Below are 12,827 nucleotides of genomic sequence, written 5' to 3' on the forward strand. Positions count from 1 at the left end.
ATTGAATTTATCAATCAGGATAGCAGCGTTTCATTCAAAACCACAACCCAAAGCCCGATGCTATACAGCCAGATCCCGCATCACTTTGATCAGATCGGATTTCCCTTCAAACCCGATGCCGGGCAGTTCGGGCATGGTGATATGGCCGTCGATCACCTGTACCCCGTCGGGAAAGCCGCCGTAGGGTTGGAACAGGTCGGGATAGCTTTCATTCCCGCCAAGCCCCAGACCCGCCGCGATGTTCAAAGACATCTGATGCCCGCCATGGGGAATGCAGCGTTTGGGGGACCAGCCGAATTGTTCCAGAACATCCAAAGTGCGTTCATATTCAACTAACCCGTAAGACAGCGCGCAATCAAACTGCAACCAGTCCCGATCGGGGCGCATACCGCCATGCCGCAACAGATTGCGGGCGTCCTGGTGGGAAAACAGATTTTCGCCTGTAGCCATTGGCGCGGAATAAAATTCGGCCATCGCCGCTTGCAGGCTGTAATCCAGCGGATCGCCGATTTCCTCATACCAGAACAGCGGATATTCTCGCAACATCTTGGCGTAGGCAATGGCTGTTTCCAGATCAAATCGGCCGTTGGCATCCACGGCAAGCTGCGCCTCGGTTCCGATTTCCTGCAAAACGGCTTCAATCCGGCGCTGGTCTTCTTCAATCGACGCACCACCGATTTTCATCTTAACAACCGTATAGCCGCGATCCACATAGCTGCGCATTTCTGCCCGCAACGCACTGTCATCCTTACCCGGGTAGTAATAACCGCCTGCCGCATACACGAACACGCGGGGGGCAGCGGTGATGCCCTTACGCTCTGCCAACATGCGAAACAGCGGCTTTTCTTCGACTTTGGCAATGGCATCCCAAACCGCCATATCCAACGTCCCCACCGCGACCGAACGTTCGCCGTGCCCCCCCGGCTTTTCGTTCTGCATCAGTGCAGCCCAGATTTTATGCCCGTCAAAATTTGTGCCTGCGTCATTCAACAGGCTCTCCGGCTCCGCCTCTAAAATCCGGTCCCTGAACCGGTCGCGGATCAAGCCGCCTTGCCCGTATCGCCCGTTGGAATTGAACCCGTAGCCCACAACCCGTTTCCCGTCGCGGATCACATCAGTGACCACGGCAACCAGACTAGTGGTCATCTTGGTAAAGTCGATATAGGCGTTCCGGATCGGGGAAGAAATTGGCTTGGTGACTTCGCATACTTCAACAATGCGCATGGGGATATCCTTTGGTTTTCGGGGCACATGGGTGTGTGTTGACCCTAGCTACACCGGTGCCACAGGTTTTTTCCAATGCTGGTTCGGTACAAATTGATACCGGTTTTGCATAGATCAAACCGTTTTAAAGTCACTGACCTGCAGCCAGAACTTTTCGGAATGGGGGGAAAGGCGGATGCGGGGGCGATAGATGACGATTTGCACCGGCACATCAAAGGAAACCGCCCCTGCCCGCACCAATCGCCCTGCTGCCAACTCTGGCTCAGCAAGATGCAAAGGCAGATAGGCAACGCCCTGCCCCTGTTTTGCCATCTCTAGATTGGTCGCCGCCAGAACCGAACTCATACGTTGTTCAAACTGTGGCCCGCCCGCAGAACCCCAATGGGCCTGAAGGATCGTGCTAAGCCCTGACGCCGCTCCATAGCCGATCAGCGGCACTGGGTTCTGCGCATTTTCAAGTGACCAAAGCGACTGCCCGTTTGCATCGGGCGCACATAGTGGAGCCAAACGGTCATGGCCAATCACATGAAACTTGAACTGGCGTTCAGGCAGGCTCGTTTGATCAGCACTACCTTCATAACATACGAAAAAACTGGCATCACCGCGCACCATCAACTGGGTGCATTGGCGATGGGTATCAGACACCATGCTTAAGGACCCAAGCTGTTCCGGCCCTGAAATCTGCATCAACCAGCGCGGCACGAATGAATAAGATAAGGCATGGGTGGATGCGAGGGTTAGACCAAGTCCCGCTTTTTCTGCCACTTCTCGCACTTCGGTCTTAGCCTCGGAAAACAGGCGCACAAGGGCCAAAGCGCGGGGTTGAAAGGTCTGTCCTGCAGGGGTCAAAGCGACCGAGCGGCTGGTGCGAAACACCAGAGGAGTTTCCATCGCAGTTTCTAGGCTTTTGATCCGTCTGCTAAAGGCGGGCTGCGTCATATTTCGGGCCTCTGCGGCCCGTGAAAAATTCAAACAGCGGGCTAGTTCCAGAAAATCTTCTAAAAGGTCTAGATCCACAACCATTCCCGTCGCTGTTTGGTTTCCATGCATAGCAAACATGGGTCAAATTGGCAAATCTGTTGAAAAACGCCCCCTGCGCAAGCCCCTGCTTGACAGATTCGATCCCTTGAACTTATGGTATACCATAATACCGAATACCATAAATCAACAGGGAACTGAATTATGACACTGACCGCCACCTCTCGTTTTACAACCCATTCCTTTCGCGCTTTGCTGTGTTCTGTTGCTGTCGCGCTGACGGCCAATTCTGTACAAGCGCAGGACTGCACACCACGGATTGCCGACGAATTTCTGGTTGAACCCGCAACTTTGACCATGGCCACCAGCCCGACATTGCCGCCGATGGCCTATGCGGATCAAACCGGCGCGCTGAAGGGGTTGCGCATTGAACTGGGGATCGAAATCGCCAAGCGTCTGTGCCTGACGCCAAAATACATCAGCACCGAATATGCAACGATGATTCCGGGCCTACAAAGTGACCGTTGGGACATGGTCAATGCGGGTCTGTTCGTCACCGAAGCGCGGCGCAAAATCCTGTTGATGATCCCCTATGAAAGTCTTGCGATCAGTATCTCGACCAATGCAGGCGATACTTCGATCACCAAAATCGACGATCTGGCAGGTAAAACCCTGAGTACCGACATCGGCGGTTATGCCGAACGGAAAATGAAGGAGTTGAACGTCGAATTCAAAGACCGTGGTCTGGCAGAGATGCGCCTGAACCTGTTTGACAATTACGCCACCGTCTATCAGGCGCTGCGGGCAGGTCAGGTGGAAGCGGCTGTTTCCATTGATCCGGTTGCCAAACAATATCAGGACCGTGGCGAATTCACCCAAGCCTTGTCAGGCATGTACGCCACACCGGGTTCGCTTTCCCTATTGAAAGAGGATGTGGCTGCTGGTGTTTCAACCGCGCTCAAAGAAATGAAAGCCGATGGCAGCTTTGATGCACTGATGAATTCCTACGGCGTGATCCAAGCCCCTGGCGATCTAAGCTTTCTGCCATTTGCTGAATGAACTGACTGACTTTGCGTCCAGTCAGTGTGGCTGGGCGCACCACCAAAATACAGAAGGGAATATGTGGTGAAAGGCTGGAATTGGGATGGGTTCTTTGACTATCTGACGAACTATTACTTATTCGAGGGCGCTTTGGTGACCCTTGGACTGACGGTCTTTGCCATGACTGCGGGTTTGGCCATCGGCTTTGCACTTGCGCTGATGCGCATGTCCAAACACAAATTTATCTCGGCCCCTGCGGTGTTTTACATCTGGGTATTTCGCGGCACCCCGTTGTTGGTACAGTTGATCATCATCTACACGGGCCTGCCCCAGTTGGGTATCAAGTTCACGGTACTGCAATCTGTGCTGATCGGTCTGGCCATGTGTGAAGGCGCCTATCTGGCGGAAATCCTGCGCGCTGGTATTTCGGCCGTACCAGCAGGCCAGATCAACGCGGCCCGTGCCATCGGCATGAAAGAATCCCAAGTGATGCGTTATGTCATCGCGCCCCAAGCCTTGCGGATTGTCATTCCACCGCTGGGAAATTCGGTGAACAGCGTACTGAAAACCACATCCATCGCGTCCATCATTTCCATGGAGGAACTGCTGCGACGCACGCAAGTTTTGATTCAAGAACGGTTCCTGGTGCTCGAACTTTTTATCGTCGCAGCGCTTTATTATCTGGCGATGACTACGATCTGGGATCTGATCCAACGGCGGATCGAAGCACGGTTTGGCAAGGCCTACGGCCCCATGTCCATTGATAAACAATAAGGAGCGCCCCCATGACAGATCGTGAAACCGTCATCGAAATGCAGGACGTTAACAAATGGTATGGCGAGAGCTTTCAGGTTCTCAAAAATTGCAGCCTGACTGTTGGCAAAGGCGAGGTTGTGGTGATCTGCGGCCCCTCTGGCTCGGGCAAATCCACATTGGTGAAATGCGTCAATGCGTTGGAACCGATCCAGCAGGGCACCATCACCGTCACCGGAGTAGAGGTAAACGGCGCAAAAACTGACCTGCCAAAACTGCGCGCTCGCGTCGGGATGGTGTTCCAAAGCTTTGAGCTGTTCCCCCATATGACCATCATGGAAAACCTGTGCATCGGGCAGCGCAAGGTTCTGGGCCGCAGTGACGCCGAGTCTGAAACCAAGGCCACAATGTTGCTGGAACGGGTTGGCCTGCTGGCCCAAGCGCAAAAATATCCGGGCCAGCTTTCGGGCGGGCAACAACAACGGGTGGCAATCGCCCGTGCTTTGGCGATGGACCCTGTTGCCATGCTGTTTGACGAACCCACTTCGGCGCTTGATCCTGAAATGATTAACGAGGTGTTGGACGTGATGGTCGCCCTGACCCAAGAGGGCATGACCATGATGGTGGTCACCCACGAAATGGGGTTTGCCCGAAAAGTGGCCGACAGAATTGTGTTCATGGATGAAGGCGAGATTGTTGAAATCGGCGATCGGGGCACCTTTTTTGATGATCCCAAGACCGAGCGGGCAAAGTCCTTTTTGTCCAAGATCCTAGCCCACTAATTGGCCAGAAAGAAAAGACGACCATGATCAATCGCATCCTGACCCCGCGTGATATTCTTGTAGGGGGCGGCGCCCGCCGTGAACTGGCGGGACTGCTGAAATCAAGGGAGGTGAAACGGCCTCTTGTTGTGACCGATCCAACTATGGTGAAAGTCGGCCACGCCACCGAAATTATCGACGGATTGGCCGCCGCAGGGCTGGAAGCAGGTTTGTTTTCTGAATGCGTCGAAGACCCGACCGATTTGTCGGTGGCGGCACTGGTCGCAGTTGCACAGTCGGGCAAACATGATGGGTTGGTCGCACTTGGCGGGGGCAGCGCCATAGACACCGCCAAGGCTGCTGGCATTGTTTTGGCAACCGGCGAAGCGCTGAACGCCCTTAAAGTTCCGCGCATTGTGGATGTGGATACCATGCCACTGGTAGCGATCCCGACAACGGCTGGAACCGGCTCCGAAGTCACCCGCGCCGCAGTGATCACAGACACCGAAGTAAACGAAAAAATGCTGATCCTCGGGTCTGCCGCTTTGCCCACAGCGGCAATTGTGGATTATGAATTGACCTTCACCTGCCCGTTTCGCGTGACAGTGGACACAGGGATCGACGCGCTAACCCATGCGCTGGAAGCACTGGTGAACCGCAACGCCAATCCCCATTCGGACGCGCTGGCGCTGTCCGGGCTGGCGCTGATCGGCGGGCATCTGGAAACCGCCGCACATGAACCGAAAAACGCCGCTGCCCGCGAAGCGGTGATGCTGGGCGCAACCCACGCAGGGCTGGCGGTTTCAAACACGTCAACGGCGCTGATCCACGGGCTAAGCCGCCCGCTTGGCGCGTTTTTTCATGTACCCCACGGCATGTCTAACGCGATGGTTTTGCCACTGGTCACCCAGTTTTCGCTGGCATCTGCGCCCGTAAAATACGCTATGGCAGCTCGCGCCCTTGGTCTTGCAACGCAAGACGTTTCAGACCAAGCTGCGGCAGGTATGCTAGTGACGGCTTTTCAAGACATGAACGCGCGCCTTGACGTACCCACGCCGGAACGTTTTGGCATCGCGCGGGACCGCTACACGGATTTGATCCCTGAAATGGCCGCGCAAGGCATTGCCTCTGGCACGCCAAACAACAATCCGCGCGTGCCAACACCTGATGAAATGGCGCGGCTTTACATGCTCGCCTATGACGGACAGCTTGACGCTGCTTAACCCTTTTCCTGCCCTGCCCCAAAAGCGCGGCAGCAAAAAAGCTGACACTTATAAGGACCATTCTAATGGCAATTGAAATCCGCAAAACGCTTTTACAACTTGAAACCACCTTGATCGAAGGCGGGCGAGCTGCGCCAACCCCGATGAAACTGTATTCTGCCTTGGCCGTGGTGAAAAATCCTTGGGCGGGGCGGGGATTTGTCGAAGACCTGAAACCGGAAATCCACGCAGCAGGCCCCGTGTTGGGCGAGTTGCTGACATCAATGATCCTAGACGCTGTCGGATCTGGCGAAGCAGTCGAGGCCTACGGCAAAGCCGCCGTGGTGGGAACCGACGGAGAGTTGGAGCACGCCAGCGCCCTGATCCACACCCTGCGGTTCGGCAACCATTTCCGCACCGCAGTTGGCGCAAAATCCTATCTGGCTTTCACCAACACCCGCGGCCCTGCCAATGCGCCGATCATGATCCCCTTGATGGATAAAAACGACGCGGGACGGCGGTCACATTACCTGACAATTCAAACGGCAATTTCTGATGCACCCGCCGCAGATGAACTGGTTATTGCCCTTGGCGCATCTGTGGGCGGACGGCCCCATCATCGCATCGGGGATCGGTATCAAGACCTCAAGGATCTGGACCAAGACGTTGAAAATCCGGCAGGTGTTTGACAGTGGGCCAAGGCTTAACAGCAGATAAGGCACCCATGTCCCTGCGCAAAACATTTGCTGATCTGGCGGCTGTGCCGCGCCGCCACACAGCGCGTGGCACGGCCTATGTCAAATACGGAACAGGCGCGCCTTTGGTGCTGGTTCACGGAGTGGGATTGCGGCTAGAAGCCTGGGCGCCGCAGATCGCTTATTTTGCCCAAAGCCATACGGTTATCGCCTTGGATATGCCTGGTCATGGCGAAAGCGCACCACTGCCCATTGGAAGCAATCTGCGGGATTTTGTTGCTTGGTGCGGCGATGCTTTGGTTGATCTGGATTTGGAACAGGTCAATCTGGCGGGCCATTCCATGGGTGCGTTGATTGCTGGCGGGGTTGCTGCCAGCCAGCCGAACCGGTTGGCGCGAGTGGCCTGTTTGAACGGCACCTATCGGCGCGCACCCGCTGCCAAACGGGCCGTAATGGAACGGGCCGCTGCTATCTGGACAGACGGGGTGGACGCGGACGGCCCGATGGAGCGCTGGTTTCAAGGCACTGACGACCGCAGCTTTTTGCGGGACACGGTATATGGGCTGCTGTCGACTGTTTCTCCCCAAAGTTATGCCACGACCTACACCGCTTTTGCGACAGGGGATGAACTTTACGCCGATGCATGGCCTGACATTGCGATACCATCCCTGTTCCTGACAGGGGACGGTGATCCGAATTCAACGCCGGACATGTCTGCGCAAATGGCCGCGCTAACACCCAACGGCAAGGCAGTTGTGATCAAAGGCCACAGGCATATGGTCAACCTGACCGCACCTTTACATGTGAACGCAGCGATGGAAACTTGGCTTCAAACTGCCTAGGCGCAGGCCGTAGCAGGGTCGCCAGAACGAAAGGGAATATCCGATGAAACGGTTCCAACACTATATTGACGGTCAGTTTTCAGACGGGGCGAACAGCTTCCCAAGCATTGATCCCGCCACGGGTGCGCCTTGGGCCGAAATGCCCGAAGCCCGTGCAGCAGAGGTAGATGAGGCGGTAACAGCCGCCCACCGTGCGCTGTATTCTGGCCCTTGGGCAGAAATGAATGCGACCCAAAGGGGCAAATTACTGTCCCGTCTTGCGGAACTTCTGACGGAAAACGCACAGACTTTGGCAGAGTTAGAGACCCGTGACACGGGAAAAATCATTCGCGAAACATCCGCCCAGATTGCCTATGTGGCGGATTACTATCGCTATTACGCGGGTCTTGCCGATAAGATTGAGGGCGCGCATCTGCCTATCGACAAACCCGATATGGAGGTCTGGCTGCGCCGCGAACCCATCGGGGTTGTGGCGATGATTGTGCCGTGGAACAGCCAGTTGTTTCTGGCAGCAGTCAAACTTGGACCCGCGCTTGCGGCTGGGTGTACCGCAGTGTTGAAAGCCTCTGAAGACGGGCCTGCACCGATGCTGGAATTTGCGCGCCTGATCCACGAGGCTGGGTTTCCCGCCGGTGTGGTCAACGTGCTGACAGGGTTTGGCGAAACCTGCGGCAGTGCACTGACCCGCCACCCGAAAGTCGCCCATATCGCCTTTACAGGTGGCCCCGAAGCCGCGCGTCATATTGTGCGGGGTTCGGCGGATAATCTGGCGTCAACTTCCCTTGAACTTGGGGGGAAATCCCCTTTCATCGTTTTCGCCGATGCGGACCTTGAAAGTGCCGCCAATGCGCAGGTCGCCGGAATTTTTGCAGCGGCGGGTCAAAGCTGTGTCGCAGGATCGCGTTTGGTGGTGGATCGCCGCGTCAAAGACAAATTCCTGACGCTGTTGAAAACCAAGGCCGAAGCCATTCGCATCGGCGACCCGTTTGACATGGCAACCGAAGTCGGCCCACTGGCGACCGCACGCCAGATCGCCCATATTGGTGATCTGATCAACAGGGCGGCTGATGCAGGGGCCAAGGTCATCTGTGGCGGCGCGGCCCTGAACCGCGACGGATTTTATCAAGCCCCGACGATTCTGGATTGTGACGGTGTTTCTTCGCCGTCAATGGTCGAGGAATTCTTTGGGCCGGTGCTTTCAGTTGTGTCTTTTGAAACCGAGGCTGAAGCATTGGCCATCGCCAATGACACGCACTACGGTCTGGCTTCGGGTGTTTTCACCACCAACCTGTCGCGAGCGCATCGCATGATCCGTGGCATTCATGCGGGCGTGGTCTGGGTTAACACCTACCGCGCGGTGTCACCCATCGCACCTTTTGGTGGTTATGGCCTGTCGGGTCACGGACGCGAAGGCGGGCTTGCGGCGGCGCTTGATTATACCAAAACGAAAACCGTTTGGTTGCGCACCTCGGATGACCCAATTCCTGACCCTTTTGTGATGCGCTAGGCGCTTAAACCTACCCGCAGCACCCTGTCGCCGCACTCTATCGCCGCAACCACAGGATAAAATGAACTGCCAGCGTGGCGGGGCTGTACTTTGTATACCATATTACCCTAGTGAAATGCAGGGCAGGAGTTGGGAGAACACCATGGTTGGCAAAGATGAAAATACTGGCATGAAGGTCGCGCGCCCCACCAAGACGCTGCGCGAGTTGGCTCTTGGCAATCTGCGCGATGCAATTCTGGACGGCGTTTTCAAACCCAGTGACCGTCTTGTGGAACGGGACCTATGCGAACAATTGGGCGTCAGCCGCACGATCGTACGCGAGGTTCTGCGCCATCTGGAATCCGAAGGACTGGTCAGCACGCAACCCGGCAAAGGCCCCATCGTCGCCCCGCTGGACAGTGATATTGCCCAGCAAATCTATGAAGTGCGCGGCGCACTAGAGGCAATGGCCGCGCAGCTTTGTGCGGAAAGTGATGACCCCAGCATCGTGCCCGCCCTTGAAGCGGCGCTTGCCGACATTCACGACGGCTATATCACAGCGGATCAGGCCAAAGTGCTGAACAGCACGTCTGAATTTTATCACGTGATGTTTAGCAAAGTAGACCGACACGTAGCATGGGACATCGTCAACATGCTGACGGTTCGCATTAACCATTTGCGTTCAATGACCATTCAAACCGGCAATCGTGACGTGAATGGCCCTGCGGAAATGGCAGCAATCGTGGCGGCGATTAAGGCCCGCGACGGGGCGTTGGCCTACCGCGCCGCCGCCGATCACGTGGTCAGCGCCGCCGCAATTGCCATGCGCATTTTTGCAGATAGACAGCAGGACTAGGCTTCTATCAACAGGGGTTTACCAAAGCGCTTTGCGGTAATTCTCGGCCAATGAAGAATCGATTTCCTCTGCACTGGTTGATATTTCCAACTGGTCGCGAATAATTTCGCCCAGCGTTGGAATGGTAGACCGATCCGGCCAAGATTCCGGCTTCCATAAGGCCGAGCGGATATATGCCTTGGCACAATGCATGTAAACTTGGCGGATTTTAATCACTAGAACAGATAGCGCTGGTCGCCCGTTCATCGCAAGTTGCTGGCACAGATCAGCGTCCACCGTCAGCCGAGCCTCGCCGTTGATGCGCAGGGTTTCGTTCATACCGGGGATCATGCAGCACAGCCCGACCGCAGGGTTCTCCAGAAAATTTTCCCATGTATCCAGGCGATTGTTGCCCGGCCGATCCGGAATCGCGATGGTGGTATCGTCCAACACCTGAATAAACCCCGGCCCGTCGCCTTTGGGTGACACATCCGCATTGCCAGCCAAATCCTGACTACTGATCATAACAAACGGGGATTTTTCCAGAAAATGCCGCGAATGGGAGTCCAGCCGATCCAGTTGTTTGCGCACCGCCGTATCACCGGGCATCTGGTAAACTGCGCGCAGCTGGTCTTGTGTCTCGATAAATTTCATCACGTTTTCCTTGGGTAGGGTATCAGAACCTGCCTGTTGCTGCGAAAGGCAGCGCAAAGCGCAGGGGCCGATTGGCCCCTGCTGCAAATGTTACCAACGTGCCGCCAATGACAAGCTGATTTCGCGCCCGGACCCATATGAGCAGACAAAGGACGTCTGACACCCTGTCACATAATCTTTGTCGGCGATGTTGGTGACGGCAAAATTCGCCTCTAGACCTTTGCGGATTTCATAGGTGGCGTAGAAATCCACCAGCGTCGCGTCAGGCACAACAAGCGTGTTGGCCGCATCTGCAAAGCTCTCGCCCGTATAGCGCACGCCCGCCCCTAAGGTCAGACCGCTTAGATCGCCCTGAAACGCATAGCTGCCCAGCAAGGACAACTGGCTTTCGGGGATCAGGGTTGGCGTGGTGCCAATCAAAGCCGTATTTGTGTCTTCAGTGACTTTTGCGTCGATAAAGGTCGCCGCCCCTTGCAGGGTAAAGCCGTTGTTGAAATCATATTTGCCTTCAAATTCCACCCCGCGGGATCGAACAGACCCAAGCTGGCTAAAGGCAGGGAAAGCCCCAGTCACCACATTATCGCGGTCAATCTGAAACGCCGAGGCGGACATGCTGAAGTTCGCATCGGTCGGGGCCCATTTGAAGCCCACTTCGAATTGCTCACCCGATTCCGGTTTTGTCACACCAGATGCCGGGGATGCGATCAGCGGGTTAAAGAAGGTGGAATAGGTCACATAAGGCGTGAATTCATTGGCAAATTCGCGGGCAAGGGCCACACGGTAGGATGTTTCATTGTCTTTGCGATCAAAGCCGCCGTTGAAATCCTGTGTGGTAGACACAAAATCATGACGCAGGTTCACTGTGCCGATCCAGCCGTCCCCCCAGCGCATCTGGTCTTGGAAATACAGCCCCACTTGCCGTTGGAATGTACCACCAGCAATGTATGGCGCATTCAGCACGGGCGTGCCGGGGTTGACCGGATTCACTACGCTGTTGGTGTCACTAAAGTTGGACGCCTGCGTTTCGCCAAGGGAATAAAACCGCGCATCCAGACCCATTAACAGATCATGGGACACAGCACCTGTTTCAACTGTCCCATAATAGCGCAGGTCGGTTTGTGCCGTGCGCACCAGCGTATCATGTTCAAACCCGATCAGCGCCAGCGTGCCCGTTGCATCCACCGGAGTTTCGGAAAATCCTGCATAGCCGAAGGGGTAGAAATAGCGTTCCTCTACGCTGGCAACCCCAAGACGGGCGATGCCGGTGATGGTAAACCCGTTCGCCAGTTCCTTTTCCACGATCCCCGAAACAGAGGCCTGTCTGCGGCGGTAGTCATCCCAATCTGAATCCGAAAAGTTTGCATCCGGGTCGATGTAGCCAAATTCAGTGGTTGGGGACACTGTACCGTAATAGGGCAAAAACGTGCTGCCGTTGTGCTGCTCGTCGGCAGCGTGAAGGTTGGCCAGCAGGGTAATCTCGGTCCCGCCATCGGTGGTGAATTTAAAGGAAGGTGCAAAAGTGCCGCGCAAACCGTGATTGAAGGAGTCGTATTTGTCGCCCCCTTCAATCCGCCCTGTCAGACGATAGGCCCGATCCGCGCCAAGGGAATCGCCATAGTCGAATTCAACCCAAGCCCCCGAAGCATCATTAACCCCAAAGGTCAGTTCACGCACACGTTCTGCAGGGCGTTTGGACACATAATTCACGATCCCGCCCGGATTCGACCCGCCATAAAGCGCCGAGGACGGACCGCGCAGAACTTCAACCCGTTCCAGCGTGTAGGGATCAATGAAAAACGAGCCGAACGCATAAGACAGGTTTTGCGCGTTATCCAGATAAATACCCGTCTGATCCGCTTGAAAGCCACGAATCCGCAGCCAGTCGTAATCCTGATCGTTGCCAAAAACTTCGGTGGTGACCCCGGCAGTGTAGCGCAAAGCTTCACTGACTGTGCTAGAGCCGAAACGTTCAATATCTTCACGGCCCAACACCGAAACCGACTGGGGCACTTGGTTCAGGGTGACTGGCGCTTTGGTCCCCGTCACGGTCGGCGGATTGCCATCCCCATCCACGGGGCCTGTCGCATCTTCTTGGTTACGCAGAACCAAAGTGCCCAGTTCAAACGACTCCGCGCCAGATTGCGCAGCGGCCAAAGTGGCGGTGAATGTGGCAGTGCTGCATAACAAAGCAGCGGCTAGGCTAAGCGTCACACTGCTGTTTTTACAGGTCCGTGGTGTCATGGTTTCCGTGTCCCCAGAATAGGATGATTTCTTTGATCTGAGTATCAGATAGAAATAGTCAGGAATTCTGTATTGAATATTCGGCCCAAGTCTGACGGTTTCTAAGCCGCGTTTT

12 protein-coding genes are annotated in these 12,827 nt (G+C 55.5%); 8 read left to right on the plus strand and 4 right to left on the minus strand.

Going from position 1 to position 12,827, the window contains the following annotated elements:
• Positions 1-60: 60 nt before the first annotated feature.
• Together GGE09_RS12895 and GGE09_RS12900 are read right to left on the minus strand one after the other, a co-directional pair.
• A complete protein-coding gene (locus GGE09_RS12895) occupies positions 61-1,224 on the minus strand; it encodes a mandelate racemase/muconate lactonizing enzyme family protein (RefSeq protein WP_309746551.1) in 1,164 nt (387 codons plus the stop codon).
• A gap of 114 nt (positions 1,225-1,338) precedes the next feature.
• On the minus strand, positions 1,339-2,247 hold the full coding sequence (locus tag GGE09_RS12900) for a LysR family transcriptional regulator (protein WP_309746552.1): 909 nt from the start codon (positions 2,245-2,247) through the stop codon (positions 1,339-1,341).
• A gap of 159 nt (positions 2,248-2,406) precedes the next feature.
• Here GGE09_RS12900 and GGE09_RS12905 point away from each other — a divergent pair, with 159 nt between their 5' ends.
• The 8 genes from GGE09_RS12905 to GGE09_RS12940 all read left to right on the plus strand — a co-directional run bounded on the left by GGE09_RS12905 (position 2,407) and on the right by GGE09_RS12940 (position 9,838).
• The gene (locus tag GGE09_RS12905; RefSeq protein WP_309746553.1) at positions 2,407-3,261 is read left to right on the plus strand and encodes a transporter substrate-binding domain-containing protein; all 855 of its coding nucleotides are present in this window, start codon (positions 2,407-2,409) and stop codon (positions 3,259-3,261) included.
• A 66-nt stretch (positions 3,262-3,327) separates the two neighbouring features.
• Positions 3,328-4,017: an amino acid ABC transporter permease gene (locus GGE09_RS12910; RefSeq protein ID WP_309746554.1), complete on the plus strand. Its 690-nt coding sequence runs from the start codon at positions 3,328-3,330 to the stop codon at positions 4,015-4,017.
• A gap of 11 nt (positions 4,018-4,028) precedes the next feature.
• The gene (locus GGE09_RS12915; RefSeq protein ID WP_309746555.1) at positions 4,029-4,778 is read left to right on the plus strand and encodes an amino acid ABC transporter ATP-binding protein; all 750 of its coding nucleotides are present in this window, start codon (positions 4,029-4,031) and stop codon (positions 4,776-4,778) included.
• A 23-nt stretch (positions 4,779-4,801) separates the two neighbouring features.
• Positions 4,802-5,980 (plus strand): iron-containing alcohol dehydrogenase, encoded by a 1,179-nt coding sequence (locus GGE09_RS12920; protein ID WP_309746556.1) that lies wholly within the window; start codon positions 4,802-4,804, stop codon positions 5,978-5,980.
• 65 nt (positions 5,981-6,045) lie between these two features.
• A complete protein-coding gene (locus tag GGE09_RS12925) occupies positions 6,046-6,648 on the plus strand; it encodes an amino acid synthesis family protein (protein ID WP_309746557.1) in 603 nt (200 codons plus the stop codon).
• Between the two features lie 35 nt (positions 6,649-6,683).
• Positions 6,684-7,496, plus strand: a complete 813-nt coding sequence (locus GGE09_RS12930; protein WP_309746558.1) for an alpha/beta fold hydrolase — start codon at positions 6,684-6,686, stop codon at positions 7,494-7,496.
• 43 nt (positions 7,497-7,539) lie between these two features.
• Positions 7,540-9,003, plus strand: coding sequence for an aldehyde dehydrogenase (locus GGE09_RS12935; protein WP_309746559.1), 1,464 nt, complete (start codon positions 7,540-7,542; stop codon positions 9,001-9,003).
• Between the two features lie 142 nt (positions 9,004-9,145).
• Complete coding sequence (locus tag GGE09_RS12940) at positions 9,146-9,838, plus strand: GntR family transcriptional regulator (RefSeq protein WP_309746560.1); 693 nt, start codon at positions 9,146-9,148, stop codon at positions 9,836-9,838.
• Between the two features lie 18 nt (positions 9,839-9,856).
• Here GGE09_RS12940 and GGE09_RS12945 read toward each other — a convergent pair whose 3' ends face one another.
• Together GGE09_RS12945 and GGE09_RS12950 are read right to left on the minus strand one after the other, a co-directional pair.
• A complete protein-coding gene (locus tag GGE09_RS12945; RefSeq protein WP_309746561.1) occupies positions 9,857-10,471 on the minus strand; it encodes a pyridoxamine 5'-phosphate oxidase family protein in 615 nt (204 codons plus the stop codon).
• A 90-nt stretch (positions 10,472-10,561) separates the two neighbouring features.
• Entirely contained in the window at positions 10,562-12,712 is a 2,151-nt protein-coding gene (locus GGE09_RS12950) for a TonB-dependent siderophore receptor (protein WP_309746562.1), read from the minus strand.
• Between the last annotated feature and the right edge of the window lie 115 nt (positions 12,713-12,827).

The organism is Roseobacter sp. N2S, assembly GCF_031454055.1.
Classification (GTDB): Bacteria; Pseudomonadota; Alphaproteobacteria; order Rhodobacterales; family Rhodobacteraceae; genus Amylibacter.

Bases quoted from the DNA above. Each gene is read 5' to 3' on its own strand.
- GGE09_RS12895 (WP_309746551.1), bottom strand. From the start codon at position 1,224: ATGCGCATTGTTGAAGTATGCGAAGTCACCAAGCCAATTTCTTCCCCG.
- GGE09_RS12900 (WP_309746552.1), bottom strand. From the start codon at position 2,247: ATGGTTGTGGATCTAGACCTTTTAGAAGATTTTCTGGAACTAGCCCGC.
- GGE09_RS12905 (WP_309746553.1), top strand. From the start codon at position 2,407: ATGACACTGACCGCCACCTCTCGTTTTACAACCCATTCCTTTCGCGCT.
- GGE09_RS12915 (WP_309746555.1), top strand. From the start codon at position 4,029: ATGACAGATCGTGAAACCGTCATCGAAATGCAGGACGTTAACAAATGG.
- GGE09_RS12920 (WP_309746556.1), top strand. From the start codon at position 4,802: ATGATCAATCGCATCCTGACCCCGCGTGATATTCTTGTAGGGGGCGGC.
- GGE09_RS12925 (WP_309746557.1), top strand. From the start codon at position 6,046: ATGGCAATTGAAATCCGCAAAACGCTTTTACAACTTGAAACCACCTTG.
- GGE09_RS12930 (WP_309746558.1), top strand. From the start codon at position 6,684: ATGTCCCTGCGCAAAACATTTGCTGATCTGGCGGCTGTGCCGCGCCGC.
- GGE09_RS12935 (WP_309746559.1), top strand. From the start codon at position 7,540: ATGAAACGGTTCCAACACTATATTGACGGTCAGTTTTCAGACGGGGCG.
- GGE09_RS12940 (WP_309746560.1), top strand. From the start codon at position 9,146: ATGGTTGGCAAAGATGAAAATACTGGCATGAAGGTCGCGCGCCCCACC.
- GGE09_RS12945 (WP_309746561.1), bottom strand. From the start codon at position 10,471: ATGAAATTTATCGAGACACAAGACCAGCTGCGCGCAGTTTACCAGATG.
- GGE09_RS12950 (WP_309746562.1), bottom strand. From the start codon at position 12,712: ATGACACCACGGACCTGTAAAAACAGCAGTGTGACGCTTAGCCTAGCC.